Consider the following 25,109-nt stretch of genomic DNA (forward strand, 5'->3'; position numbering starts at 1 on the left):
CTTCTTCCTCACATAGCCGCTCTTGCCGCGGGATGGAGCAGCCCGGTAGCTCGTCAGGCTCATAACCTGAAGGTCGCAGGTTCAAATCCTGCTCCCGCACCCAAGATCTAAAAGCCCCGATGCTACACGCACCGGGGCTTTTTGCTGGCCGAAATACACACGCCCAAGCCATCTACCCCACGTCACGCGTGCGGAAGTCGCCGGGGCGAAGGCCATGGCGACGGAACTTATCGTAGAGCGTCTTCCGCGGAACCTGAAGTGCCCGGGTCATGGCGACGATGTCGCCGCCGTGCCGATACAGGGCCTCCTCCAGAACCGCTCGCTCAAATCGCTCGAGCCGGTCGACCAGGCCGGATGCCGTATCCTCGGCCGTACCGGCAACCGCGGGCGCGTCGATGTCCAGAGCGACCTGGTCGGCAAAATGGGCCAGTTCACGCACATTCCCCGGCCAGTCGTGTTCCATCAGCGTCCGGCGCACGGCTGTGCTCATCGGCGGCGGCGTACGCTGGCGATCACCCGAGGCGCGCGCCAGGAAGTGGGCGAACAGCAAGGGCACGTCCTCGCGACGTTCCCGCAATGGCGGCACCCTCAGCTTCAGCACATTGAGCCGGTAGTAGAGGTCCTCGCGGAACTGGCCGCGCTCGACGGCGAGTTTCAAATCGATCTTGGAGGAGGCGAGGATGCGCAGCTCCAGTTGCCGCGGCCCCGATCCGCCCAAAGGCTGGATTTCCCGCGCCTCGACAACTCGCAACAGGGCGACCTGGGCCGCCATGGGCATGCTCTCGATCTCGTCGAGGAACAGGGTCCCGCGATGGCTCTGTTCGACCAGGCCGACGCGCCGCCTCACTGCGCCGGGAAAGGCTCCCGGCTCGTGGCCGAACATCTCGCTCTCGATCAGGCCGGCCGGAAGGGCGCCGCAGTTCACGGGGACGAAGGCATGCACGCGACGCCGCCCGCTGTTGTGCAGGGCGCGGGCGACGACCTCCTTGCCGACACCGGTCTCGCCCTCGATCAGAACATCCATTCCGGCGTCAGCGATCTGTTCGATGACGGTCCGCAGACGGGCGATGGCCGGGCTGGACCCGAGCAGGGGCAGGTCGGGGGTCACCCGACCGACCTCGGCCGCCAGGGCGCGGTTGTCGAGGACCAGCCCCCGCTTCTCCAGCGCCCGGTTGACACTGTCGGCCAGCCGGCCGAAGTCGAAAGGCTTGGCCACGAAATCATAGGCCCCGTTCCTCAGCGCATCGACGGCGTCGGCAATGTCGCCGTGACCGGTGATCATCACGACCGGCAGCCCCTCGTCGAGCGCCTGTAGACGGGACAGCAGACCCCGACCGTCCATCCCGGGCATCCGCAGATCCGAGACGACGACGCCGGGATAGTCTGCGCCCAGACTCCTGAGCGCGGCCTCGGCCGATGCGAAGGCCTGGACGTCCAGGTCTTCGAGGCGCAACCGTTCGAGCAGGGCGTTGCGGAAATCGTCGTCGTCGTCGATCAGGGTGACGCACCGGGGACGGGAGAAGTTCACGCGGCGGCCTTCAGCGAAATCACGAACTCGGCTCCGGACATGCCCGGACGCAGGCTGAGTTCGCCTCCAAACCCGGCGACGATGTCGCGGCAGATGACGAGGCCGAGGCCCAGACCGGCCGGCTTGGTCGTGACGAAGGGGGTGAAAAGAGTCGCTGCGATTGTCGGATCAACGCCGGGTCCGTTGTCGCCGATCACGATCTCAATGCGCCGCGCCTTGCGGGCGACGTCGATGGTCAGCCTCGGTTCAGGCGTTCCGGCCTCGGTCAAGGCCTCGTAGGCATTCTGGATCAGGTTGACGATGACCTGCTCCAGCCGCACCGGCTCGGCCTGGACCTGCAGATCGGTCGCCCCGGTGCGGATCAGTTCGACCCCGCCCTCACGCAGGCGCCCGCCGATCAGCAGAAGCGCGCCGTCGATGGCGGCGGCGGGTGAGACAGCGGAGACGCCCCGAGTGCTCTTGCGGGAGAAGGCGCGGAGCTCGTCGGTGATGGCGCCGATCCGGCCGGTCAGTTCGGCCACCCGGCCCAGGCTGCGTCGTGCGGCGTCGGGATCATCGCGGTCCAGATAGGCGGTCGCCGTGTCGGCGTGGGTGCGGATAGCGGCGACCGGCTGGTTGATCTCGTGGGCGACCCCGGCGGCGATCTGGCCGAGGGTGGCAAGTTTGTTGGCCTGGACCAGCTCCTCCCGCAGGACCTCGCGGCTGGCCTCGGCGCGGCGGCGTTCGTCGATCTCCCGGCTCAGCTGACCGTTGGCCGCCCGCAGTTCGCGGGTGCGCTCATCGATCCGGCGTTCCAGCTCGGCGCGGGCCTGTTCCTCGGCCTCGGCGCGCGCCATGGCCAGCTGCCGTCGACGCAACAGAACGCCCGCGCCGACGGCGAGGAGGGTGGCCAGCAGTCCTGCCACGGCCCGAGCGCTGAGCACATTGGCGACGATGGCGCCGCCGATCGGGTCGAGCAGATGCAGGGTCCAGCCCGGCGTGTCCGTCCCGGTATGGGCCAGGATCCAGTCCGTCGAGGGACCGCCGGCGGCGGCCCTTACGATCCGGTGGGTGCCCGTCGCCTCGCTGTCGAAGGGCAGGGGGGCCAGGGCCTGTCCCGTCAGGGTCTGGTCGTCGAGAATGGCCGCGCGCTCGTCGGCGGTCAGGTCGCGGCTGCGCCGGAAGCGCCATTCAGGCACACTGGTGACCAGGACGACTCCTCGGGAATCCGTGACATAGGCGGGCTCGCCCGAGCCGCGCCAGTCGGCCTCCAGCGCGTCGAACTCGACCTTGACCACCACGACGCCGATCGGGGCTGCGGCCGTGCCTATGCGACGGGCGAGGTAGAGGCCGGGGCGTCCGCTGACGGTGCCGAGGGCGAAGAACTCCGCCTGTCCGTTCTGCATTGCGCCTCTGAAATAGGGGCGGAAGGCGTAGTCGGAGCCGACGAAGCTGGTCGGCTGACGCCAGTTGCTGGCGGCCCGGGCGACGCCGTCGCGATCGAGGACATAGAGGGCCGCGGCGCGGGTCTGGGCGGCGAGGGTTTCCAGCTTGGCGCTGACGGCGTCGGCGGCCTGGCGGCCCTGACCGGCGACGAGGCCGACGACCTCCGGGTCCTGGGACAGAACGACGGGCAGGGAGCGGTGCTTTTCCAACTCGCTGCGCAGCACGGCGGCGTGAAGGGCGGCGGCGGCGTCGGCCTGACGTGCAAGGTCGGCCCGGGCGTCCCGGCGGGCCAGTTCTCCGGCGGCGGTCATGGCCAGGGCGCAGGCGACCAGCCAGCAGACCAGCAGGACCAGCCACGGTCGGGACGACCGGGTGGAAACAAGTGTGCCGAGTCGATCGAGCGCCGGGGCCGTCATCCGGAAAGCATGCGGAATTCCGCACAGAAACGCCACAACGCTGTCCGAAATTCCGGACAATATCACAGCGGTGTCCGTGAAAATGAAGCAAAAACAGCCGCATGAGCAATATCCTGGCGGATTTGGACGTTCGCTCAATCACGGCCAAACTGGGGCCTTGGGACACGGCGTCAGACCGTGCGGAAACAGCGCCAGCGGCGCACGGGAGGTCGAGTGCAGCTTTCGAGCGATCAAGGTCATGCGTCCGGCGCACCGCGCGCCTGGTATCGGCACCTGTATGTCCAGGTTCTGGGCGCGATCCTGCTCGGCGGGCTGATCGGACACTTCTGGCCTGAGTTCGGCGAGAGCCTCAAGCCGCTCGGCGACGCCTTCATCAAGCTGGTGAAGATGGTCATCGCCCCGGTGATCTTCCTGACCATCGTCACAGGCATCGCCGGTATGCGCGACCTCGGCCGCGTCGGCCGGGTGGCGGCCAAGGCCTTCGCCTATTTCCTCGTCTTCTCGACCCTGGCCCTGATCGTCGGTCTGGTGGTCGGCAATGTCGTCCAGCCCGGCCGCGGCCTGAACATCGATCCGGCCACGCTCGACGCCGGGGCGGTGGCCCAGTATTCGACCGCCGCCCACGAGACAACGATCATCGGCTTCCTGCTGGGCGTCATTCCCGACACCTTCGCCAGCGCCTTCTCGACCGGCAACATCCTTCAGGTCCTGTTCGTCTCGGTGTTGTTCGGCATCGCGCTGGCCTCGGTCGGCGACCTCGGAAAGCCTGTCCTGAGCTTCCTGGAGTCGGTCAGCGCGGCCTTCTTCAAACTGGTCGCCATCGTGATGAAGGCGGCGCCGATCGGCGCCTTCGGGGCCTTCGCCTTCACCATCGGCGCCTATGGCATAGCCTCCGTCGTCAATCTGATCGCCCTTGTCGCTACCTTCTATCTGACGGCCGCGATCTTCGTGGTCGGGGTCCTCGGTGCGGTCGGGATCGCCAACGGCTTCTCGATCTTCAAGCTGATGCGATACCTCAAGGAAGAGCTTCTGCTGGTGCTCGGCACATCCTCGTCCGAGGCGGCCCTGCCCAGTCTGCTGCAGAAGATGGAGCGGGCCGGCGCCTCCAAGTCGGTCGTCGGTCTCGTCGTGCCGACCGGCTATTCGTTCAATCTGGACGGCACCAACATCTATATGACGATGGCCGCCCTGTTCATCGCCCAGGCGCTGAACATCGACCTGACGCTGGAGCAGCAGATCCTGTTGCTGCTGGTCGCGATGCTGAGCTCCAAGGGGGCAGCCGGCATCACCGGCGCCGGCTTTATCACCCTGGCCGCGACGCTCGCCGTCGTGCCCACGGTGCCGATCGCCGGCATGGCCCTGATCCTCGGTATCGACCGGTTCATGAGCGAATGCCGGGCCCTGACCAACTTCATCGGCAATGCCGTGGCGACACTCGTCGTGGCGCGGTGGGAGGGCGCGCTCGACCGTGACGCCCTGCGCGAGGCCCTCGATGGCTCGCCGCGTCCGCTCGCCGCCGAACCCGATCCGGCCGCGGGGCCGGGGGACGACCTCGTCGTCGCTCGCGACTGACCCCTTCGCACGTGCCTGAAAACAAAAAGACTTTGGGAGGATGATCATGAACACCAAGAAGACCGCGATGCTGGCGACCACCGCCGCGACCGCTCTCCTGAGCCTGGCCCCCGCCGCCTGGGCCCAGACCGGGACCCAACAGACGCCGGCGCCCGTGCCGTCCTCGACCCAGCTCTCGCAGGCCGCCCAGTCGATCGCCGATCAGGCCAGCCAGAACGGCGAGGATGCATCCTCGGTCGACGACATCGTGGTCGTCGGCTCCCAGATCCGCGGCGCGGACGTCACGGCCGCCCTGCCGGTCACGGTGCTGAGCGAGGAACAGATCCTGGCCACCGGCGCCGTCAACGGCGACGACCTGCTGCGGTCCATCCCCCAGATGGGCGACGTGCTGTTCAGCGCGGCCAACAACCCCCAGACCTCGAACGCGGCGCGCGGCGACGTGAACTCGGTCAACCTGCGCTCACTGGGCGTCGGCAACACCCTGGTCCTTCTGAACGGTCGCCGTATCGTGCAGCATCCGACCAGCCAGGGCACGTCCGACACAGGCACGGTCCCTGTCCTCTCCTACAACTCCAACGCCATTCCGGTGACCGGCCTTGAACGTCTTGAGGTCCTGCTGGACGGCGCGGCCGCCATCTATGGCGCGGACGCCGTGGCCGGCGTGGTCAACACCGTGCTCCAGGACGACTTCGACGGCCTGAAAATGAACGCCCAGTACGGCGGCGCCGAGGGCACCCATCTGAAGGAGTTCAACCTCGGCGTCTTCGCCGGCAAGGACTTCGATCGCGGCAATATCTCGGCCTATATCGACTACACGGACCGCTCGGCGCTGCAGGCCGAGGACCAGGAGTTCACGGCGACCGACAACCTGCGCTTTCTGTTCGCGGGGAATGAGGCTTTCGCCTCCAGCCTGACACCGGACTTCCGCAACACGCGCGGCGCCTGGGGCAATTTCGCCGTCGTCGGAGCGACCACGGCGATCCGTCGCGGCACGACCTCCCTGACCACGGCGGCCGGCGCCTTCCACATCCAGCCGACGACCCTGACGGGCTGCCTTGTTCCCAATGCCAATGACGCCAACATCTGTCTCGGCTCCGGCGCCCTGAACTTCAACGGCGTGCAGCGCGACCTGCGCTTCGATACGGCCCCGGGCACGACGATCCTGCCCGACACCCAGCGCCTGAACGTCTTCCTCCAGGGCCACTACGACATCAACGACAGCGTCACCGCCTTCGGTGAGCTGGGCTACTATACGGCCGACACCCAGCGCGTTCAGCCGCCGGTGATCAACCTGAACACCCTCACCATTCCGGCCCAGAACTACTGGAACCCGTTCGGCCCGGTCACCTTCGCCAATGGCCAGGTGAACCCCAACCGCATCTCGGGCCTGACCAATGTTCCGGTCACGGGCCTGGCCATCACCCTGAACCAGTATCGTTTCGTCGATGCCGGCTATCAGAAGGTGAACGTCACCAACTACCAGGCCCGCGCGCTCGGCGGCCTGCGTGGCGAATGGCGCGGATGGGACTGGGAAACGGCCTTGCTTTACTCGGAGGCCGAGGCGGTCGACGAGTCGCTTGCCGTCAATACCCAGGCTCTGCAGGCCTCGCTCGCCCTGTCGACACCGGACGCCTACAACCCGTTCAGCGGCGGCTGCATCGCCCAGACCAGCTTCGGCGATTGCACGCCCAGCTCGCAGACGGCGATCGACGCCATCACCTTCACCCTGAAGCGTGAGAGCCGCACGACCCTCGCCCTTTATGACTTCAAGGTCTCGCGGTCTGACCTGTTCAGCCTGCCGGCCGGCGACGTCGGTATCGCCTTCGGCTTCGAGGCGCGCAAGGAGACCCAGCGCGACAACCGGGATTCCAATCTGGACGGCTCCAACCCGTTCCGTGACACGGTCACCGGCGCGGTCCAGCTGTCGAACGTCATCGCCGTGAGCCAGAACCCCGATACCCGTGGCGAGCGTTCGGTCACCTCGGCCTATGTAGAGTTCGCTGTGCCGGTCGTGTCGCCGGAAATGAACATCCCGTTGGTGCACAATCTGGAATTCCAGGTCGCCGGCCGGGCCGAGCATTATTCGGACTTCGGCGACGTGGCCAAGCCGAAGATCGCCGCCGCCTGGGACATCGTCGACGGCCTGCGCATCCGGGGCTCCTATTCGGAAGGCTTCCGCGCGCCGAACCTGGAACAGGTGAACACGGCGACCTACGGCCGTCTGTCGACCAACCCCGACTACATTCGCTGCGAGGCGGATCTTCGCGCCCGCCGGATCGCCACCTTCGGCGCCTGCTCGCGCTCGATCGGCGCCTCGCTGCTGGTGTCCGGCAACCCGGATCTGGAGCCTGAAGAGAGCCAGAACCAGTCCTACGGCGTAGTCTTCCAGCCCCAGTTCATCCCGGCTGAATGGGGGAACTTCACCTTCACCGTCGATCGCTGGCGGATCCAGCAGGAAAAGATCGTCGGCCTGTTCGGCGGCGCCAATGCGGTGGTGCTGGACTATGCCGAGCGCGTCCAGGGGCGCTCCAACCCCCTCGTCACGCGCGCCCCGGTCAACGCCGACGACATCGCCCTGTTCGCCGGCACGGGCATCACCCCGGTCGGCGTGATCACGTCCATCTCGGACCGGTTCGTCAACCTGCTGCCCCAGGATGTCGAGGGCATGGACATCGGCTTCAACTGGCGTCTGAGGAACACGCCGCTCGGCAGCTTCCGGGTCAATATCGACGCCGCCAAGCTGATCAAGTTCGGTCGTGAAGCGGGTCCGGCCGTCGACGCCCTCTATGCCGCCCGCGCGGCCGGCACGATCAATGCCGCCACGCCGCTACCGGACTCCAGCGACCTCCTCGCCAAGAATGGTCGCCCGGAATGGAAGCTGTCGGGCTCGGTGACCTGGAGCCAGGGCCCCTGGCAGGTCGGCGCCTTCACCCAGTATATCTCGGCGGTCGACGACACGAACCTGCTGGACGCCTCGGGCAACGCCTGGGAGGTCGAGAGCCAGGTGACCGGCAACCTCTACGGCCAGTACGAGTGGGAAGAAAACAACGGCTTCATCTCGAACAGCCGCATCCGTTTCGGCGCGCGCAACATCACCAACGAGCGTCCGCCCCTGTCATCCTCGGGCTATCTCGGCTCGCTCTATCGCCCTTACGGCCGCTACTGGTACGTCTCGATGGCCAAGGAGTTCTAGGCGGTTGCGACGGACGGGGACGATGCGTTCTGTGTTTTCGACCCTCGCCGTCGCGGGCCTGACCTGGGTCGGAGCGGGTTTCCATGAGCCCGTTTCGGCCCAGGCCATTCCGCCGGAACCCGCGACCTGTCCCGCCAGCCTGCCCGAGGGGACGACCTGTTCCTCGGGCCGGTCGGCGGACGGGGCCTGGTACTGGACCGCGTATCCGCGCGACTGGAACGGAACCCTGATCGTCCACGCCCACGGCGGCCCGCGCACGGCCGAGCCGCAGCGGAACGACCCGGTGGAAGACCTCGAACGCTTCTCCGTCATGGTCCGCGAGGGCTACGCCTGGGCGGGCTCGACCTACCGTCGGGGCGGCTACGGCGTCCGTATGGCCGCCCGTGATACGGATGATCTGCGCCAGATCGTCTGGGACGCCTTCGGCAAGCCGGAGCGCACCCTGCTTCACGGACAGTCCTGGGGCGGCAATGTCGCGGCCAAGGCGGCCGAGCTCTACGCCGTCTCGGCCGACGGCGAGCGCAACTATGACGGCGTCATCCTGACCAGCGGCCTGCTGGCCGGCGGGACGCGCGGATACACCTTCCGGGCTGACCTGCGCGCCGTCTATCAGTTCTACTGCCGCAACCACCCGCGCCCGACCGAGACCCGATACCCCCTCTGGCAGGGCCTGCCCGAGGGCGCCGTGATGGCGCGCGCCGATATCGCCGCCCGCGTCGAGGAGTGCACCGGCCTCAGCCTCCCGCCCGAGGCCCGCACCCGCGCCCAGGCCGACGCGCTCCGGAACATCCTGTCCTTGGTCGGGGTGACGGCCGACAACCTTGTGGCCCATCTGGCCTGGGGCACCAACCTGTTCCAGGACATGGTGTGGAAGCGGCTCGACGGCGGCAATCCCTTTACCAACGCCGGGACCACCTATCAGGGCTCCGACGACGACGTGGCGCTTAACCAGGGGGTTGAGCGGTTCGAGGCCGATCCTGCGGCGGTGGCGGCCCTGGCCTATGATGCCGACCTGACCGGAAACATCGTCCTGCCGACTCTGACCCTGCACGCGCGCTACGACCCGACAGTCTTCGTCGGCCACGAAGCGGTTTACGCCCGCACAGTCGCCGCGGCCGGCCGCTCGAATCTTCTCAGCCAGGTCTTCACCACCGAGGCCCTGCACAGCCAGCTCAGCGTTCCCCAGTATGCCGGTATGCTGATCGCCATGACCCGTTGGCTCGATACCGGCGAAAAGCCGGATGCGGAGGATGTGCTGGAGGCCTGCCGCGCACGGGTGGAAGCCTACGGGCAACCCTGCCTGATCGACCCGGGCTTCGTGCCGGACTAGCCACCCCTTCTCCCCTTGCGGGAGAAGGTGGCCGAGCGAAGCGAGGTCGGATGAGGGGTGACTCCGGGTCTGGCCGGTGAAGGCTCGACCCGCGCACGCCTTCGACTTCCTGAGTCACCCCTCACCCGACCGCGCAAGAACGACGGCTTCGCCGTCGTGCGCGATCTCCCTCTCCCGCAAGGGGAGAGGGGGCTCTAATTCCGGTTCCTCACCAGGTCGTCGACGACCGATGGATCCGCCAGCGTCGACGTATCCCCCAGCGAGCCCAGATCGTTCTCGGCGATCTTTCGCAGGATCCTCCGCATGATCTTGCCGGAGCGCGTCTTGGGCAGGCCGGGCGCCCACTGGATGACGTCGGGGGCCGCGATCGGCCCGATCTCGTGTCGCACCTGGGCGACGAGCGCCTTCTTCAGATCGTCGGTCGGCTCGATCCCCTTGTTCAGGGTCACATAGGCGTAGATGCCCTGGCCCTTGATGTCGTGCGGGAACCCGACGACGGCGGCCTCGGCTACGTCCTCGTGCAGGACCAGGGCGCTCTCGACCTCGGCCGTGCCCATCCGGTGGCCCGAGACGTTGATGACGTCGTCGACCCGGCCGGTGATCCAGTAGTATCCGTCCCCGTCCCGACGGCAGCCGTCGCCGGTGAAATACTTGCCGGGATAGGTCGAGAAATAGGTCTCGAAGAACCGCTGGTGATCGCCCCAGACGGTCCGCATCTGACCCGGCCAGGAGTCGGTGATGCACAGGTTGCCGCTCGTCGCCCCCTCCAGCACCCCGCCCTCGGCATCCACCAGCTGCAGCTCCACCCCCGGCAGGGGTTTGGTCGCCGATCCGGGCTTCAGGTCGGTCGCCCCGGGCAGGGGGGCGATCAGGGCGCCGCCGGTCTCCGTCTGCCACCAGGTGTCGATGATCGGCAGCCGGCCCTCGCCGACGACCTCGTGATACCAGCGCCAGGCCTCCGGATTGATCGGCTCCCCGACGGTGCCGAGCAGACGCAGCGACTTGCGGCTCGAGGCCTTCACCGGCTCGTCCCCATCGCGCATCAGGGCGCGCAGGGCCGTCGGCGCAGTGTAGAAGATCTCGACCTTGTGCTTGTCCACCACCTGCCAGAAGCGGCGGTTGTCCGGATAGTTGGGGACCCCCTCGAACATCAGGGTCGTCGCCGCGTTGGAGAGCGCGCCATAGACGACGTAGGAGTGGCCCGTCACCCAGCCCACGTCGGCCGTGCACCAGAAGACCTCGCCCGGCCGATAGTCGAACACCAGTTCGTGGGTGTAGCTGACCCAGAACAGATAGCCGCCGGTGGTGTGAAGCACCCCCTTCGGCTTGCCCGTCGATCCCGAGGTGTAGAGGATGAACAGCGGGTCCTCCGCGTTCATCGGCTCGCAAGGGCAGTCGTCGGAGACGCTCGCGACGGCGTCCTCGAACCGCACGTCGCGACCGTCGACGATCGTCACGTTCGCGCCGGTGTGGGCGATGACCAGGACCTTGTCGACCGCCACCTTGGTCAGGGCCTCGTCTACATTGGCCTTGAGCGGGATCCGCTTCCCGGCCCGCAGTCCCTCGTCGGCCGTGATGACGATCTTCGAGCCGCAGTCCTCGATCCGCCCGGCGATACTGTCGGGGGAGAAGCCGCCGAACACCACCGAATGGACGGCCCCGATGCGCGCGCAGGCCAGCATGGCCACCGCAGCCGCAGGGATCATCGGCAGATAGATCGTCACCCGGTCGCCCTTCACGACGCCGAGGTCCTTGAGCACATTGGCCATGCGGCAGACCTGATGGTGCAGGTCCGCATAGGTGATCGCCCCCGACACCGAGGGATCGTCGCCCTCGAACAGGATCGCGGTCTGGTCTGCGCGCTCCGCCAGATGCCGGTCGATGCAGTTGTGAGCGACGTTCAGCACCCCGTCGGCGAACCAGCGGATGCGGAAGTCCTCCTTGTCGAAGGACACGTCCTTGATCACCGTCGGTGCCGTGATCCAGTCCAGCCGCTTCGCCTGTTCTGCCCAGTATGCGTCCGGTGTCTCGCGCGACGCGATGCGGGCGGCTTCGTAGCCGGCGGCGTTCATGTGGGCGCGTTCGGCCCGGTCGGCGGGGACGGGATAGAGGTCGCGGTCGGTCATGGGGAACTCCTGGCGCCATCCTAGCGACCCATGACCTGACGGAACAACCGGCCCGGCGGCGGCGACGGAGCTTTTGTCATCTCCCGGCGTTAACCTTGAGCATTCACCGGGGATCGTCATGAGTCTGAATCGCCTTCTCCTCGCCGCCGTCATCGGCGCGATGTCCGTCTCGGCCTGCACCCGCGAAGCTGATTCGCCGCCCAATGCGGTCGAACAGACTCCACCGGCGGCCGCGACAGCGCCCACCGCTCCGCCGATCGGCTATGCTTGCGAGAGCGGTCAGACGGTGATGCTCCAGTATCCGGACACGGCCACGGCCAGCGTCGCCTACAAGGGCCAGACCTATGCCCTGCGCCTCGTGCCCTCGGGCAGCGGCGCGCGCTACTCCGGCTCGGGCCTTGAATGGTGGATCGCCACCCGCGAGGGATTGGAGAGCGCGACCCTGACCCGCCTCGGGCCGAACGAGGACGTCGGCGTCGCCGTGCTGGAACGCTGCAGCCGGCCCTCGGCCAACCCGGACCTGCCGGTCCCGGGACCTCAGCCCCAGCCTGCCCCGGGCGGCGTCCTGCCGAGCTCCGCACCGTGTCGCGCAGGCCAGCTGCGGCTCAACAGCGAGACCGGCGATGCGGGTGCCGGCAACCGCGTCAATGTCTTCGGCGTCACCAATGCCGGGACCGCGCCGTGCAGCGTCTCCGGCTATCCGGCTGTGAGTCTGCTGGACTCCCAGGGCCGCGCTCTCACCGCGATCCGGTCGGACCAGAACCCGAGCACGGCCACGCCGGTCAATATCCCGGTCGGCGGCAAGGCCTTCTTCGACATCGCCTGGAATGTGGTGCCCCAGGAGGCCGCGGGCGAGCGGGTCTGTCCGTCCGCGGCGCGGGTGCGGGTTCTGATCGCGGGCGACACGGCGGCCCTGGCGATCCCGCTGGAGTTCACCCCCTGCGGCGGGCGCATCCGGGTCAATCCGTTCCGGGCGGGAGTCGAGCCGGGTTCTGCGCCGGCCGCAGCGGCGTCCTCGACCTGATACCCATCAATGGGCACGCCGATTTTCCTCGTGAAATCAGCGCGCCGCTGCTGACGACAGGTTTGTATCAATCGCTCTGGAAAGCGGGCGCATAATGCAGCAGGCTCGCGTCCGAGCCGTCGTCGTTTGCGGTCTTGCGGACGCTTCGAACGCTTCGAACGCTTCGGACTGTATTTCGGAGTCCGGACCGGGCTCTCGTGGAGCCGAGGGTCGCAGTGCTGGAATCCATTCGCGAAAGGGCGTAGCTCCGCGCCATGCAAACCACAGGCTTTCACGACCGCGTTGCGGCCGAGCTTTCCGACATCGACGCCCAGGGGCTGACCAAGCCCGAGCGGGTCATTGAATCGCGCCAGGGACCGGTGATCCAGGTCGGGGGCCGAAAGGTCCTCAACTTCTGCGCCAACAACTATCTGGGCCTGGCCGGCGACGAGCGGGTTGTGGCGGCGGGGAACAATGCCGCCGAACTGCGCGGGGCCGGCACCGCCTCGGTCCGCTTCATCTGCGGCACGCTCGACATCCACAAACAGCTGGAACGGGCCATCGCCGACTATCTCGGCTTCGAGGATTCGATCCTGTTCGCCGCCGCCTTTGACGCCAACGGCGGCCTGTTCGAACCCCTGTTCGGGGCAGAGGACGCGATCGTCTCCGACAGCCTGAACCATGCCTCGATCATCGACGGCGTTCGGCTGTGCAAGGCCAGACGCTATCGCTTCGCCAACTCCGACATGGCCGACCTCGAAGCCCAGCTGAAACAGGCCCGGGCCGACGGCGCGCGTGACATCGTCATCGCCACCGACGGCGCCTTCTCGATGGACGGCTATATCGCAAAGCTCGACGAGATCCGCGCACTGGCCGACCGGTACGGCGCCCTGATCATGGTCGACGACTGTCACGCCACCGGCTTCCTGGGTCCGCAGGGGCGCGGCTCCTACGCCCACCACGGCGTGAAGGTCGATTTCGTGACCGGCACCTTCGGCAAGGCCCTGGGCGGCGCGATGGGCGGCTTCATCTGCGCGACCTCGGCGGTGGTCCAGCTGCTGAAGCAGCGGGCCCGGCCCTACCTGTTCTCCAACGCCCTGGCCCCCAGCGTCTGCGGCGCCTCGCTCGAGGCCATCCGCATCGCTCAGGGCGAAGAGGGCGACACACTGCGCGACCAGCTGACCGCAAACGCCGCCCGCTTCCGGGGCGCGATGGCCGCGGCCGGTTTCGACCTGTTGCCCGGTCAGCATCCGATCGTTCCGGTCATGCTGGGCGACGCCAAACTGGCCCAGACGATGGCGGCGCGGATGCTGGAGCTCGGCGTTTACGTCATCGGCTTCAGCTTCCCGGTGGTGCCGCGCGGCGCGGCGCGCATCCGGACACAGATGTCGGCGGCGCACACCTTCGACCACATCGATCAAGCGGTCGCGGCGTTCACGACGGCGGGTAGGGAACTGGGAGTGATCTGATGCCGCTCCGGCTGGAGATCGAAAGCGGCAAGATCGATGGACTGGAAGATGTCCACGATCTCGTCGCCGAACTTCCCGGCTTGCCGATCTGGTTTGGCCGGAACCTCGACGCGCTTTCTGAACTTGCCTACTTCGTCAAAGAGCCTCTCGACATAGTGTTGATCAACTCGTCAGCGCTCGAACGACGGCTTGGCCGTCGCGACTACAAGGCGCTGATGAGCACCCTTGAAGACATCAGGGACAGCCCGAACGACGATCCGAACTGGCAACCCGTTACACTGACGCTTACCCCCCTGAGGCGATGAAACGATGACCACTACCATGAAGGCCCTGGCCAAGACGGCCCCCGGCATTGGCCTCGAGCTGATCGACGCGCCGATCCCCGTGGCGGGACCCGAGGACGTGCTGATCCGCGTCCACCGCACGGCCGTCTGCGGCACCGACATCCACATCTGGAACTGGGACGAGTGGTCCCAGAAGAACGTCCCGACGCCGATGATCACGGGGCACGAGTTTGCCGGCGAGATCGTCGCCATCGGGTCGGACGTCCAGCGCCCGCTGAAGATCGGCCAGCGGGTCTCGGCCGAGGGGCATGTCATCGACCTGAACTCCGAGGCCGCCCGGGCGGGCCACTTCCACCTCGATCCGCACACGCGCGGCATCGGCGTGAACCGCCAGGGCGCCTTCGCCGAGTTCGTCGTGGCGCCCGCCTTCAACGTGATCGAGCTGCCCGACGACGTCTCGTACGAAGTCGCCTCGATGCTCGACCCGTTCGGCAACGCCGTGCACACGGCCCAGCAGTTCGACCTGCTCGGCGAGGATGTGCTGGTCACCGGCGCGGGACCGATCGGCATGATGGCGGCCGCTGTCGCCCGTCACGCAGGCGCGCGGACGGTGGTCCTGACCGACATCAACGACTTCCGCCTGGAGCTGGCGCAGAAGGTCGCGCCGGGCGTGCGGACGGTAAACACCACCAGGGAAGACCTGCACGACGTGATGAAGGAGTTGGGCCTCAAGGTCGGGTTCGACGTGGCCCTGGAAATGTCGGGCTCGCCGATCGCCTTCAAACAGTGTGTGGACACATTGATCATGGGCGGCGGCATGGCGCTGCTGGGCATTCCGTCGAAGCCGATGGAGACCGACTGGGGCGCGATCATCCTGAAGGCCCTGACCATCAAGGGAGTCTACGGGCGCGAGATGTTCACGACCTGGCGCAAGATGCTGGGCCTGCTCAAGGCCGGGCTGGATCTGGAGCCCCTGATCACCCACCGCCTGTCCTACGCCGACTACCGCGAAGGCTTCGATGCGATGAAGTCCGGCCAGTCGGGCAAGGTTATTCTGGACTGGGACAAGGCCGCCTGATGGGGGCGGCTTGAGCAGCGCTGTCTTCGACTTCCTGACCGGCTCCGGGACCGACGACGCGGGCCGGGAGGTCTTCGACGTCATTGCGATGGACGATGCCGCCATCGAGCAGGGGCATGACTTCATCCAGTGGCTCTTCCCTCTGAGTGAACGATCCGGGGCCAATCCGAACGCGCCGATTCTCACCGGGGAAGACGTCGAGGAGATCCGGGAGTCGCCGGCGGCTCAGGCGTCGCTGGCGGCGGCGACCGATCGGCTGGCGGTCTTCTATCACCGGAACGGCCACTGGCTGACGGCGAGCGACCACAACCACCTGAGGATCACCCGGATCATCAAATCGCTGCGCCTGCTGCGCGGCGACGAGCTCGCCGATGCCTTCCGGACCTTCATCCTGGCCAGGGTGGAGGAGGCCGGCTCACCGATCGGCAAGCCGACGCTGGGATTCTGGTCCCGGGCCTAGGCCGTTGGCCGTCCGGTTCCGCTTGACCCGGAGTGCCGGGAAGGAGACGGAGCGACATGAACTACCGCCACAGCTTCCACGCCGGGAATTTCGCCGACCTGGTCAAGCACGCCCTCGTCCTGTGGCTGCTGAAGACGCGGCAGGCGGCCGGGCCGGTGCTCGTGCTGGACACCCACGCAGGCGCGGGGCTCTACGATCTGACGGGCGACGCGACGCGGTCACGCGAGGCCGAGGCCGGGGTCGAGCGTCTGATGGCGGCGGCGGACCGTCCGGCCCTGATCGAGGCGCTGGCGGCCGAGGTCACGGCGCTGAATCCACAGGGCGGGGTGCGCTTCTATCCCGGGTCGCCGGTGCTGGTGGCGCGGAACCTGATACCCGCAGACGCCTATGTCGGGTTCGAGCTCCGCGAGGAGATGGCCGGTTTGCTGCGCGAGAGCCTCGCGGGCTTCCCGGCCGCCAGAGGCGAGATCGGGGACGGCTATGATCTGGTGCTGGCCGAGGCGCGTCAGGCCCGCGGGGCGCTGGTGCTGATCGACCCGCCGTTCGAGCGGCCCGACGACTACCTGCGCGCGGCGGACACGGCGGCGGCGATCGTGAAAGCGGACCCGACGGCGGTCGTGGCGATCTGGACGCCGCTGAAGGACCTGGAGACCTTCGACGGCTTCCTGCGCCGGCTGGCGTCGGGGACGGGCGCGCCGACCCTGGTGGCCGAGGCGCGGCTGAGGCCCCTGACCAATCCGATGAAGATGAACGGCTGCGCCATGGTGGTGGTCAATCCGCCGGAGGGCGCGGATGAGGCGGCGGCGGAGATCTGCGGCTGGGTGGCGGGCAATCTGGGCGACACAGGCGCGAGGGCGGAAGTCTGGCGGGTATAGGTTCTTTTTCCCGTTGGGAGACGGCCTTGCCCGGGGGAATGCCAGACGCTTATTCTGATCGTCCCCAGCGCCACTTCACGCGTCGGCTCCGATCGCGCGTCCGCCAGACGATTCCGGCATAGACAAAAGTCATAGCCGCAATGAAGGCGAGGGCGATAACCAGGCTGGACCACGAATCGTCGCCCCAAACCAGAATGGCTCTCGATCCCAACACAACAGTGACGCCGTAGGCGATCGTCACCACCCAACCCTGCCACGATCCAGCCGAGAAGCCTGCTCCGTAGCGCTTATGGTTGAACCAAGGTTTCGCGTTCATCGGATTTTCCTTCACGCTCAAGGTAGCGTGACGGGAAATCGTTTTCAAAATAAGCTCATGGTTGTTGCTGCGGGCCATCAAACCTGGGTGCAGGGTGACCAGCGGAGAGAGACGGAGGCGGGTGAGGTCTGACCGGTAGAGCACGACCCTCACCCTTTCGCGGTTCCAATCGCAGCGCTTCGGGACACTCAAAACCTCTCCCAATGGGAGAGGGGAGTTATTCGATGACTTCGCCGGCCTCGTAGAGGTTGGGCTCGAAGGTCGCGATGGCCATGATCGGCAACATGGCGGCGGAGACGGCTGCGGTGCGGGTCATCGCCTTCCAGTCCTCGACCGAGCGCCAGACCGCCTGGTTGACCACCGTCTTGCCGTTGAGGCCCCGGTGCAGGGTGGCCGAGACGAAGCCCGGCAGGCCGACCTGTGCGCGGGTCAGTTCCGCCAGCATATCGAGCAGTTCGTCCTGCTTTTCGGGCTGGACCTTGAACACATTGATCAGAACCACGGGGGCGATGTCGGCGTCCGGATCGGTCATGAGCGGGGCTGTAGCGCCTTTGCCCTTGTCCCGCCATCACAGACCGGTCCCTATGGAGTCATGAAACCCATCGCGATCCTGGAAACCGGCAAGCCGCCCGAGGCGCTGAAGGATGCGTTCGACGACTATCCGGCGCGGTTCCGGGCCCTGCTGGGCGAAGGCGTGGCCACGGTGCGGTTCGACGTCCAGTCGGGGCGGCTGCCGAACGATCCGGGCGAGTTTCAGGGCGCGATCGTCACCGGGTCGGCGGCCGGGGTCTATGACGATCTGCCCTGGATCCCGCCCCTGATCGACTGGCTGCGTGCGGCGCGAGGGCGGACGCGGCTGGTCGGCATCTGTTTCGGGCATCAGGTCATGGCGCATGCCTTCGGCGGCCGGGTCGAGAAGTCGGACAAGGGCTGGGGCGTCGGCCTGCATCGCTATGCGGTGGTCGCGCAGGAACCGTGGATGTTCCCGCGCGCCGCCTCCATCGCCATTCCGGTCTCGCATCAGGATCAGGTTCTGGTCCCGCCGGCCGATGCGCGGGTCATTGCGACCAGCGACTTCACGCCCTTCGCCGGACTGGCCTGGGATGACGCCATGTCCTTCCAGTGCCATCCGGAGTTTCAGCCGGACTACGCCGCCGCCCTGGTGGAAAGCCGGCGGGGAACGCGCATTCCCGAAGCCCTGGCGGACGAGGCCATGGCCAGCCTGTCCCGGTCCAATGACCGCGCGGTGCTGACGGCCTGGATCCGCGCCTTCCTCATGCTGACCCCGCCGCCGGTCGAGGGGGAGGGCAGCGGAATCTGAGGGGGACAGTGTCACCTCTCCAGCGCCGAACGGCGGTGGGGAGGACAGGTCGCGTCAGCGACCAGGAGGGGGCGACACCGGCGGCGGGTCGTTCAGCCTTGCCCTGACAGCCTCGCCAATGAAACCGAGTACGCCGTCCAGTTCCGTCCGGACATCCTCGGCCCGTAGGCGGATCACCTTGACGCCTTGCGTCGCGAGCCATGCGGTTCGCCGTTGATCGCGGCGACCTGCGTCCGGAGTGTCATGCACCGCGCCATCGACTTCGATCGCGAGGCGCGCTGCCGTGCAGTAAAAGTCGAGGATGTAAGGGCCGATGGGATGTTGCCGACGAAACTTGATGCCACGAAATCTGGAAGCACGCAGGCAGGACCAGAGGCGCGCTTCTGGCGGTGTCATGATGCGGCGGAACGCTTTTGCGCGGATGTAGCTTTGACTGTCCGGCATAGGGTCGCCCCCTCCTGACCGCTTCGCGGTCTGTCCTCCCCATTCGCCTACGCGAATGGAGAGGTGACAAGTCACCTCACGGCCATTTCACCACCGGCGGCATCGAGCTCAGGATCGAGTCCACGTTGCCGCCGGTCTTGAGGCCGAACATCGTGCCGCGGTCGTAGAGCAGGTTGAACTCGACGTAGCGGCCGCGACGGACGAGCTGTTCCTCGCGCTCTTCCGGCGTCCAGGCCTCGCTCATGCGGCGTTCGACGATGGACGAGTAGGTCTCGAGGAAGGCGTCGCCGACATCACGGGTGAAGGCGAAATCCTTTTCGTAGTCGCCCGAGTCATGGTGGTCGTAGAAGATCCCGCCTGTGCCGCGCGGCTCGTTCCGGTGCGACAGGAAGAAATAATCGTCGCACCAGGCCTTGAACTTCGGATGCCAGGTCGGGTCGTGGGCGTCGCAGGCCGCCTTCATCCCGGCATGGAAGGCGACCGTGTCCGGGGCGTCCTGACGACGGTCGATGTCGAGCACGGGGGTCAGGTCGCCGCCGCCCCCGAACCAGCTCCTGGTCGTGGCGATGAAGCGGGTATTCATGTGCACGGCCGGGATGCGCGGGCTGACCGGATGGCAGATCAGGCTGATGCCGGTGGCGAAGAAGCGGGGGTCTTCGGCGGCACCCGGCACCGTCTTCGCATAGTCGGCCGGGAACTCGCCGTGGACGGTGGAGACGTGGACGCCGACCTTCTCGAACAGGCGGCCGTGCATCATTCCCATGACCCCGCCGCCGCCGGCCGGCCTGTCCCAGGCCGTACGGACGAAACGGCCGGCCTCGCCCGGGAAGAGGTCGGCGGGTGCCGCGTCCTCCAGCGCCTCGAAGCCGGCGTGAATCCGGTCGCGCAGCGCCTCGAACCAGGCGCGGGTTTCGATCTTCTTCAGGTCAAGCGGATCGGCGTCGGGGAGGGGGGCCTGGCTCATGGGCCGCGTTCAATCACGTCTGAAGCCTGAGGTCACGGGGTGGCGGTTGAACCGGGATACCGCCCGCCGCGCTTTACTCGCTCCCCGACGTCGGCCACGGTCACCGTCCCACAGCGAGTACCGTCCATGCGACTGATCCTGCCTGCCCTGATCGGCCTCGTCCTGGCCGCACCCGCGATGGCCCAGACGCCAGAGGCCGAGCGGACGATCATGGCCGAGGTCGTCGCCGGGCATGGCCGTCACATCGATCTGCTGGAGCGGCTGGTCAATGTGAACTCGGGCACCCTGAACCTGGCGGGCGTGACGACGGTGGGTGAGATGGTCCGCGCCGAGCTCGAGCCACTGGGCTTCGACGTGCGCTGGGTCGACATGAGCGAGACGGGCCGGGCCGGACATCTGATCGCGACCCACGACGGCGGCGGCAGGAACGTCCTGCTGATCGGCCACCTCGACACGGTGTTCGAGGTGGACAGCCCTTTCCAGACCTTCGTGCGCGACGGCTCGCAGGCGACCGGCCCGGGCATCGGCGACGACAAGGGCGGGGTCGTGGTGATCATCGCCGCCCTCCGGGCCATGCAGGCGGCAGGAACGCTGGAGGGGTCGAACATCACCATCGTCCTGACCGGCGACGAGGAAAGGCCGGGCGCGCCGCTGGCGATCGCGCGGCGGGACCTGATCGAGGCGGGGCGGGTCGCGGACTTCGCCCTGGAGTTCGAGGGCCTGGCCATTGAGGACGGCGAGGAGTTCGGCACCATCGCGCGGCGCAGTTCGTCCAGCTGGACCCTGACCACCGGCGGCCGGACCGGTCATTCCAGCGGGGTGTTCGGGGACAATCTCGGCTATGGCGCGATCTACGAGATGGCCCGCATCCTCGACACCTTCCGGCGCGAACTGCCGGAGCCGAACCTGACCTACAACGTCGGGGTGATCGCGGGCGGGACGCCGGCGGAGATCGATGCGGACGGCTTCCGGGTCGAGGCCTCGGGCAAGACCAATATCGTCGCCGAGACAGCGATTGCGCGCGGCGATCTGCGCACCCTGACGCCCGAACAGGACGCGCGCGTGCGCGAGCGGATGGCGGGGATCGTGGAGGATCATCTGCCGAAGACGACGGCCGAGCTGGAATTCGCGCCGGACGGTTATCCGCCGATGGCCCCGACGCCGGGCAACACCGCCCTTCTGGAGCGGCTCAACGCCGTCAACCGCGACCTCGGCTTGCCGGAGATGGCCCCCTACGATCCGGCGAAACGGGGCGCAGCGGATTCAGGGTTCGTCGCCGCCGACGTAGACACCCTGGGCGGGCTCGGCACGGCCGGATCAGGCGCCCATGCCGTCGGCGAATCGATCGACCTCGACAGTCTGGTACGCCAGTCGCAGCGGGCGGCGGTCCTGATCGGCCGCCTGAGCCTGGGCGAATAGCCGAGGGTGACCGATCGCCGCTTTCCTTCGGGCGCCGGCGTCTGCCAGTCTCCGTCCGTCATCGTCTTCCGGAGGTCGTCATGATCCGCTCCTGCCTGCTCGCCGTGTCCGCCCTCGCCCTGGCCCTGCCGGCGGCGGCCCAGGAGGGAGAGGCGAGGGCGCGGGAGATTCTGCGGACCACCCCCCTGATCGATGGCCACAACGACCTGCCCTGGGCGCTGCGGCAGGGCTACGGCAACGACCCGCATGCCGTCGATCTGTCGACCAATCTCGACGCCTCAACCGCGCTTCATACCGACATCCCGCGCCTGAGGGCCGGGGGTGTCGGCGGTCAGTTCTGGTCGGTCTATGTGCCGGCGACCCTGACCCCGACCGAGGCGGCGCGCGAGACCTTCGAACAGATCGACACCGTCCGCCGCATCGTCGCCGCCCATCCCGATGTGTTCGAACTGGCCACCACGGCCGACGACGTCGAGCGCATCCATGCGGCGGGCAGGATCGCCTCCCTGATCGGGATGGAGGGCGGCTATTCGATCGACGATTCGCTGGGCCTTCTGCGCGAGTTCCATCAGGCGGGCGCGCGCTACATCACCCTGACCCATTCGAAGACGACGACCTGGGCCGACAGCGCCACCGACGCCCCGAAATGGGGCGGGTTGTCGCCGTTCGGCGAGGACGTGGTCCGCGAGATGAACCGGATCGGCATGATGGTCGACCTCAGCCACGTCTCGGAGGAGACGATGGTCGACGCCATGCGGGTGTCCGAGGCGCCGGTCATCTTTTCCCACTCCTCGGCGCGGGCGGTGACGGCCCATCCCCGCAACGTGCCCGACAGTATTCTGCGCGCCATGAAGGATGACGGCGGCGTGGTGATGGTCACCTTCGTGCCGGGCTTCATCTCGGAGGCGGTCCGGAGCTGGAGCGCGGACCGGGCGGCCGAGGCGGCCCGGCTGCTGGCGCTCAATCCGGGCGATCCTGCCGCGGTGACGGCGGGCACGGCGGCCTGGGACGCGGCCCATCCGCAGCCGACAGCCGGCATCGCCGATGTGGTCGCCCACATCCAGCATGTCCGCGACGTGGCCGGGATCGACCACGTGGGTATCGGCGGCGATTTCGATGGCGTCACCAGCCTGCCGGTCGATGTGCAGGGGGTCGACGCCTATCCGCGCATTCTGGCGGCCCTGATGGCGGCGGGCTGGACGGACGCCGACATTCGCAAGCTGGCCGGCGAAAACGTGCTGCGGGTCATGCGCGCTGTCGAGGCCGTGGCCGCGTCAAAAGCGGGCGAGCGGCCCAGTCTGGCGGCGATTCCGGCGGTCGGGGCCCCGGACTAGGACTCAGCCGCGCGGCGCGGACCCGGCGCCGCCGGTCTGCCTCAGGGATTCGAACAGGCCGATCCCCGCGCTGACCGACAGGTTCAGCGAACGCGCCTCGGGCAGAATCGGGATGAAGACGCGGGCGTCGGCGGCGGCGTGGACGTGGTCCGGCGCGCCTGAGCTTTCCGAACCGAACAGCAGGGTGTCGTCGGGTTGAAAGACGAAGTCGGTCAACGGGGTCGAGCCCTTCGTCGTGAACAGGACCAGCCGCCCCGCACCTTTCGACGCCTGAAACGCATCCCAGTCGGCATGGCGTGTCATGTGGGACAGGGGGCCGTAGTCGAGGGCCGCGCGCTTCATCGCCCGGTCGTCGAACAGGAAGCCCGTGGGCTCGATAATGTGCAGCTCCACCCCGAAACACGCCGACAGCCTGATGCAGGCGCCGACGTTCTGGGGAATGGCCGGTTGAAAAAGGGCGAGACGCATTCTAAGGCCCTCCATACGCGCGGGATGGGGTCTTGTCGCGGTCAGTACTGCGAGTGGTTCTCAAATAACCACAGCGACTTGCGGCGATGAGCCGCAAAGCCTGACCGGGTCGGAATCTCTCCGTCGCGCTAAGGACATTTCCTCGCACGCGGGTCGCCACATGGCTGCCCGCGATCCGGGTTTTACAGAGGTGAGACGTGGCCGAATCGGTCGTGACGAACGAACATTCCGAAGGTGAGGCCACCCGCCGGGACTTCATCCATATCGCTGCCGGCGCCGCAGCCGTCGGTGCGGGCGTGATGGTGGCCTGGCCGCTGGTCAACTCCATGAACCCGGCCGCCGATACCCTGGCGCTGTCGACCGTCGAGTTCGACACCTCCAAGGTCGCCGAGGGGATGCAGATCGTCATCACCTGGCAGGGCAAGCCGGTGTTCGTGCGCAACCGCACCGCCGCCGAGCTGCAGCGGGTGATCGCCGACAACGACGCCTCGGACCTGAAGGAACCTCAGACCGACCAGGAACGCACAAAGGAAGGCCACGAGCCGATGCTGGTCGTGATCGGATCCTGCACCCACCTCGGCTGTATCCCGACCTTCGGCTCGGGCGATTTCGGCGGCTGGTTCTGCCCCTGCCACGGCTCGCACTACGACGCCTCGGGCCGTATCCGTAAGGGGCCGGCACCGAAGAACCTGGTCGTGCCGGAATACGAATTCACCGCCGGCTCCACCATTCGGATCGGCTGAGAGCGAACAAGATGAGCGGACACGAATCCACCTACGTTCCCAAGACTGGCATCGAGAAGTGGCTCGACACCCGGCTTCCGATCGTGCGCTTCGGCGCTGACTATCTGTCGCTGCCGACGCCGAAGAACCTGAACTACTGGTATACGTTCGGCGCGATCCTGACGATCTGCCTGGTCACGCAGATCGCCACCGGCATCTTCCTGGCCATGCACTATCAGCCGAACACGGCGATGGCCTTCGCCTCGGTCGAGCGCATCATGCGCGACGTCAACGGCGGCTGGCTGATCCGCTACGTCCACGCCAACGGGGCGTCGATGTTCTTCGTGGCCGTCTACATCCACATGCTGCGCGGCCTCTACTACGGCTCGTACAAGGCGCCGCGGGAGATGATCTGGATCCTGGGCTGCGTGATCTTCTTCCTGATGATCGCCACAGCCTTCCTGGGCTACGTCCTGCCGTGGGGACAGATGTCCTACTGGGGCGCCGAGGTCATCACCAATCTGATCGGGGCCATCCCGGTGATCGGCGAGCCGGTCCTGATCTGGCTGCGTGGCGGCCCGGCCATCGACAACGCGACGCTGAACCGCTTCTTCTCGCTGCACTATCTGCTGCCGTTCGTGATCTTCGGCGTCGTGGTGCTGCACCTCTGGGCCTTGCACACGGCCGGCCAGAACAATCCGGTCGGGATCCTGATCCCCAAGGAGCGCGAGGCCAAGGACACCATCCCGTTCCACCCCTACTACACGGTCAAGGACGGCTTCGCCCTGATCCTGTTCCTGATGCTGTTCGCGGTGTTCGTCTTCTTCATGCCGAACGCCCTGGGCCACGCCGACAACTACATCCCGGCCAACCCGCTGCAGACGCCGGCCCACATCGTGCCCGAGTGGTACATGCTGCCGTTCTACGCCATCCTGCGGGCCATCCCCGACAAGTTCGGCGGCGTGGTGGCGATGTTCGGCGCCATCGGCGTCCTGTTCATCCTGCCCTGGCTGGACACGTCCAAGGTGCGGTCGATGCGCTATCGCCCGACCATGAAGATCTTCTTCCTGATCTTCGTAGTCGTGGGTCTGATCCTCGGCTGGTGCGGCGCCCAGCTGCCGGACGCTCCGGTGGTGCCCGGCATGCCGAGCTTCACCCTGATCGACGGCAAGCTGAACAGCTACCTGTGGCTGACCCGTCTGGCCACGCTCTACTACTTCGCCTTCTTCTTCGTGATCATGCCCTTCGTGGGCCTGAAGGAGACGCCGCTGAAGATCCCCGCGTCGATCTCCGAGCCGGTCCTGTCGGGACCGTCCGCGATGACCGCCGCTGCTCCCGCCGACGCCGAAAAGAAGGGCTGAT

At 67.3% G+C, this 25,109-nt stretch carries 22 protein-coding genes and 1 tRNA gene; 15 read left to right on the forward strand and 8 right to left on the reverse strand.

What is annotated here, in order from left to right; genetic code table 11:
- Nucleotides 1-26 precede the first annotated feature (26 nt).
- Nucleotides 27-103: transfer RNA gene (locus tag Q0044_RS03320), tRNA-Met, on the forward strand.
- Between the two features lie 69 nt (nucleotides 104-172).
- On the opposite strand, the gene Q0044_RS03325 is transcribed toward Q0044_RS03320, so the two are convergent.
- Together Q0044_RS03325 and Q0044_RS03330 are read right to left on the reverse strand one after the other, a co-directional pair.
- Nucleotides 173-1,528, reverse strand: coding sequence for a sigma-54-dependent transcriptional regulator (locus tag Q0044_RS03325; protein WP_298159547.1), 1,356 nt, complete (start codon nucleotides 1,526-1,528; stop codon nucleotides 173-175).
- Nucleotides 1,525-3,369: a sensor histidine kinase gene (locus tag Q0044_RS03330; protein ID WP_298159550.1), complete on the reverse strand. Its 1,845-nt coding sequence runs from the start codon at nucleotides 3,367-3,369 to the stop codon at nucleotides 1,525-1,527. The genes Q0044_RS03325 and Q0044_RS03330 overlap by 4 nt, the downstream gene beginning before the upstream one ends.
- A gap of 213 nt (nucleotides 3,370-3,582) precedes the next feature.
- Here Q0044_RS03330 and Q0044_RS03335 point away from each other — a divergent pair, with 213 nt between their 5' ends.
- The 3 genes from Q0044_RS03335 to Q0044_RS03345 are packed head-to-tail and all read left to right on the forward strand — an operon-like array spanning nucleotide 3,583 to nucleotide 9,464.
- Nucleotides 3,583-4,941: a dicarboxylate/amino acid:cation symporter gene (locus tag Q0044_RS03335; RefSeq protein ID WP_298159552.1), complete on the forward strand. Its 1,359-nt coding sequence runs from the start codon at nucleotides 3,583-3,585 to the stop codon at nucleotides 4,939-4,941.
- Between the two features lie 46 nt (nucleotides 4,942-4,987).
- Nucleotides 4,988-8,134 carry a TonB-dependent receptor domain-containing protein gene (locus Q0044_RS03340; RefSeq protein WP_298159555.1) on the forward strand — a complete coding sequence of 1,049 codons (3,147 nt, stop codon included), beginning with the start codon at nucleotides 4,988-4,990 and terminating at the stop codon, nucleotides 8,132-8,134.
- A gap of 22 nt (nucleotides 8,135-8,156) precedes the next feature.
- Nucleotides 8,157-9,464 carry an alpha/beta hydrolase family protein gene (locus Q0044_RS03345; RefSeq protein ID WP_298159558.1) on the forward strand — a complete coding sequence of 436 codons (1,308 nt, stop codon included), beginning with the start codon at nucleotides 8,157-8,159 and terminating at the stop codon, nucleotides 9,462-9,464.
- 194 nt (nucleotides 9,465-9,658) lie between these two features.
- Here Q0044_RS03345 and acs read toward each other — a convergent pair whose 3' ends face one another.
- Nucleotides 9,659-11,590: an acetate--CoA ligase gene (gene acs, locus Q0044_RS03350; RefSeq protein ID WP_298159561.1), complete on the reverse strand. Its 1,932-nt coding sequence runs from the start codon at nucleotides 11,588-11,590 to the stop codon at nucleotides 9,659-9,661.
- A 118-nt stretch (nucleotides 11,591-11,708) separates the two neighbouring features.
- Between acs and Q0044_RS03355 the strand changes: the two genes are divergently transcribed.
- From Q0044_RS03355 to rlmJ, 6 genes are all read left to right on the forward strand, one after another.
- A complete protein-coding gene (locus Q0044_RS03355) occupies nucleotides 11,709-12,614 on the forward strand; it encodes a DUF4232 domain-containing protein (RefSeq protein WP_298159563.1) in 906 nt (301 codons plus the stop codon).
- A 254-nt stretch (nucleotides 12,615-12,868) separates the two neighbouring features.
- Nucleotides 12,869-14,062 (forward strand): glycine C-acetyltransferase, encoded by a 1,194-nt coding sequence (kbl, locus tag Q0044_RS03360; protein ID WP_298159566.1) that lies wholly within the window; start codon nucleotides 12,869-12,871, stop codon nucleotides 14,060-14,062.
- Nucleotides 14,062-14,367: a barstar family protein gene (locus Q0044_RS03365; RefSeq protein ID WP_298159568.1), complete on the forward strand. Its 306-nt coding sequence runs from the start codon at nucleotides 14,062-14,064 to the stop codon at nucleotides 14,365-14,367. Before kbl ends, Q0044_RS03365 begins: the two co-directional genes overlap by 1 nt.
- A gap of 4 nt (nucleotides 14,368-14,371) precedes the next feature.
- Nucleotides 14,372-15,424, forward strand: coding sequence for an L-threonine 3-dehydrogenase, zinc-binding type (gene tdh / locus Q0044_RS03370; RefSeq protein ID WP_298159571.1), 1,053 nt, complete (start codon nucleotides 14,372-14,374; stop codon nucleotides 15,422-15,424).
- A gap of 10 nt (nucleotides 15,425-15,434) precedes the next feature.
- Complete coding sequence (locus tag Q0044_RS03375) at nucleotides 15,435-15,884, forward strand: opioid growth factor receptor-related protein (RefSeq protein WP_298159574.1); 450 nt, start codon at nucleotides 15,435-15,437, stop codon at nucleotides 15,882-15,884.
- A 56-nt stretch (nucleotides 15,885-15,940) separates the two neighbouring features.
- The gene (gene rlmJ, locus Q0044_RS03380; protein ID WP_298159577.1) at nucleotides 15,941-16,759 is read left to right on the forward strand and encodes a 23S rRNA (adenine(2030)-N(6))-methyltransferase RlmJ; all 819 of its coding nucleotides are present in this window, start codon (nucleotides 15,941-15,943) and stop codon (nucleotides 16,757-16,759) included.
- A 49-nt stretch (nucleotides 16,760-16,808) separates the two neighbouring features.
- Here rlmJ and Q0044_RS03385 read toward each other — a convergent pair whose 3' ends face one another.
- On the reverse strand, nucleotides 16,809-17,153 hold the full coding sequence (locus tag Q0044_RS03385) for a hypothetical protein (RefSeq protein ID WP_298159578.1): 345 nt from the start codon (nucleotides 17,151-17,153) through the stop codon (nucleotides 16,809-16,811).
- A gap of 139 nt (nucleotides 17,154-17,292) precedes the next feature.
- Nucleotides 17,293-17,607 carry an antibiotic biosynthesis monooxygenase family protein gene (locus tag Q0044_RS03390; RefSeq protein ID WP_298159580.1) on the reverse strand — a complete coding sequence of 105 codons (315 nt, stop codon included), beginning with the start codon at nucleotides 17,605-17,607 and terminating at the stop codon, nucleotides 17,293-17,295.
- Between the two features lie 60 nt (nucleotides 17,608-17,667).
- Between Q0044_RS03390 and Q0044_RS03395 the strand changes: the two genes are divergently transcribed.
- The gene (locus Q0044_RS03395; protein WP_298159582.1) at nucleotides 17,668-18,396 is read left to right on the forward strand and encodes a glutamine amidotransferase-related protein; all 729 of its coding nucleotides are present in this window, start codon (nucleotides 17,668-17,670) and stop codon (nucleotides 18,394-18,396) included.
- Between the two features lie 54 nt (nucleotides 18,397-18,450).
- Here Q0044_RS03395 and Q0044_RS03400 read toward each other — a convergent pair whose 3' ends face one another.
- Nucleotides 18,451-18,840: an endonuclease domain-containing protein gene (locus Q0044_RS03400; RefSeq protein ID WP_298159584.1), complete on the reverse strand. Its 390-nt coding sequence runs from the start codon at nucleotides 18,838-18,840 to the stop codon at nucleotides 18,451-18,453.
- A gap of 76 nt (nucleotides 18,841-18,916) precedes the next feature.
- Complete coding sequence (hemF, locus tag Q0044_RS03405) at nucleotides 18,917-19,804, reverse strand: oxygen-dependent coproporphyrinogen oxidase (protein ID WP_298159586.1); 888 nt, start codon at nucleotides 19,802-19,804, stop codon at nucleotides 18,917-18,919.
- A gap of 126 nt (nucleotides 19,805-19,930) precedes the next feature.
- Between hemF and Q0044_RS03410 the strand changes: the two genes are divergently transcribed.
- Nucleotides 19,931-21,223: a M20/M25/M40 family metallo-hydrolase gene (locus Q0044_RS03410; protein ID WP_298159589.1), complete on the forward strand. Its 1,293-nt coding sequence runs from the start codon at nucleotides 19,931-19,933 to the stop codon at nucleotides 21,221-21,223.
- A gap of 80 nt (nucleotides 21,224-21,303) precedes the next feature.
- A complete protein-coding gene (locus Q0044_RS03415; protein ID WP_298159592.1) occupies nucleotides 21,304-22,557 on the forward strand; it encodes a dipeptidase in 1,254 nt (417 codons plus the stop codon).
- Nucleotides 22,558-22,560: 3 nt separating this feature from the next.
- Here Q0044_RS03415 and Q0044_RS03420 read toward each other — a convergent pair whose 3' ends face one another.
- A complete protein-coding gene (locus Q0044_RS03420) occupies nucleotides 22,561-23,025 on the reverse strand; it encodes a tRNA (cytidine(34)-2'-O)-methyltransferase (RefSeq protein ID WP_298159595.1) in 465 nt (154 codons plus the stop codon).
- 197 nt (nucleotides 23,026-23,222) lie between these two features.
- Here Q0044_RS03420 and petA point away from each other — a divergent pair, with 197 nt between their 5' ends.
- Both petA and Q0044_RS03430 read left to right on the forward strand, forming a co-directional pair.
- Entirely contained in the window at nucleotides 23,223-23,768 is a 546-nt protein-coding gene (petA, locus tag Q0044_RS03425) for a ubiquinol-cytochrome c reductase iron-sulfur subunit (protein ID WP_298159598.1), read from the forward strand.
- Nucleotides 23,769-23,779: 11 nt separating this feature from the next.
- Nucleotides 23,780-25,108, forward strand: a complete 1,329-nt coding sequence (locus Q0044_RS03430; protein WP_298159601.1) for a cytochrome b — start codon at nucleotides 23,780-23,782, stop codon at nucleotides 25,106-25,108.
- The last annotated feature ends 1 nt before the right edge of the window (nucleotide 25,109 follow it).

This window comes from Brevundimonas sp. (genome assembly GCF_027484365.1).
Lineage (GTDB): Bacteria > Pseudomonadota > Alphaproteobacteria > Caulobacterales > Caulobacteraceae > Brevundimonas.

What these genes read in the sequence shown, in the direction of transcription:
- Q0044_RS03385 (WP_298159578.1), bottom strand. Translation starts at nt 17,153, where the DNA reads ATGGCCCGCAGCAACAACCATGAGCTTATTTTGAAAACGATTTCCCGT.
- Q0044_RS03415 (WP_298159592.1), top strand. Translation starts at nt 21,304, where the DNA reads ATGATCCGCTCCTGCCTGCTCGCCGTGTCCGCCCTCGCCCTGGCCCTG.
- Q0044_RS03395 (WP_298159582.1), top strand. Translation starts at nt 17,668, where the DNA reads ATGAAACCCATCGCGATCCTGGAAACCGGCAAGCCGCCCGAGGCGCTG.
- kbl (WP_298159566.1), top strand. Translation starts at nt 12,869, where the DNA reads ATGCAAACCACAGGCTTTCACGACCGCGTTGCGGCCGAGCTTTCCGAC.
- Q0044_RS03400 (WP_298159584.1), bottom strand. Translation starts at nt 18,840, where the DNA reads ATGCCGGACAGTCAAAGCTACATCCGCGCAAAAGCGTTCCGCCGCATC.
- Q0044_RS03390 (WP_298159580.1), bottom strand. Translation starts at nt 17,607, where the DNA reads ATGACCGATCCGGACGCCGACATCGCCCCCGTGGTTCTGATCAATGTG.
- Q0044_RS03330 (WP_298159550.1), bottom strand. Translation starts at nt 3,369, where the DNA reads ATGACGGCCCCGGCGCTCGATCGACTCGGCACACTTGTTTCCACCCGG.
- Q0044_RS03345 (WP_298159558.1), top strand. Translation starts at nt 8,157, where the DNA reads ATGCGTTCTGTGTTTTCGACCCTCGCCGTCGCGGGCCTGACCTGGGTC.
- Q0044_RS03420 (WP_298159595.1), bottom strand. Translation starts at nt 23,025, where the DNA reads ATGCGTCTCGCCCTTTTTCAACCGGCCATTCCCCAGAACGTCGGCGCC.
- Q0044_RS03430 (WP_298159601.1), top strand. Translation starts at nt 23,780, where the DNA reads ATGAGCGGACACGAATCCACCTACGTTCCCAAGACTGGCATCGAGAAG.
- hemF (WP_298159586.1), bottom strand. Translation starts at nt 19,804, where the DNA reads ATGAGCCAGGCCCCCCTCCCCGACGCCGATCCGCTTGACCTGAAGAAG.
- Q0044_RS03365 (WP_298159568.1), top strand. Translation starts at nt 14,062, where the DNA reads ATGCCGCTCCGGCTGGAGATCGAAAGCGGCAAGATCGATGGACTGGAA.
- rlmJ (WP_298159577.1), top strand. Translation starts at nt 15,941, where the DNA reads ATGAACTACCGCCACAGCTTCCACGCCGGGAATTTCGCCGACCTGGTC.
- Q0044_RS03410 (WP_298159589.1), top strand. Translation starts at nt 19,931, where the DNA reads ATGCGACTGATCCTGCCTGCCCTGATCGGCCTCGTCCTGGCCGCACCC.
- Q0044_RS03340 (WP_298159555.1), top strand. Translation starts at nt 4,988, where the DNA reads ATGAACACCAAGAAGACCGCGATGCTGGCGACCACCGCCGCGACCGCT.
- Q0044_RS03355 (WP_298159563.1), top strand. Translation starts at nt 11,709, where the DNA reads ATGAGTCTGAATCGCCTTCTCCTCGCCGCCGTCATCGGCGCGATGTCC.
- acs (WP_298159561.1), bottom strand. Translation starts at nt 11,590, where the DNA reads ATGACCGACCGCGACCTCTATCCCGTCCCCGCCGACCGGGCCGAACGC.
- tdh (WP_298159571.1), top strand. Translation starts at nt 14,372, where the DNA reads ATGACCACTACCATGAAGGCCCTGGCCAAGACGGCCCCCGGCATTGGC.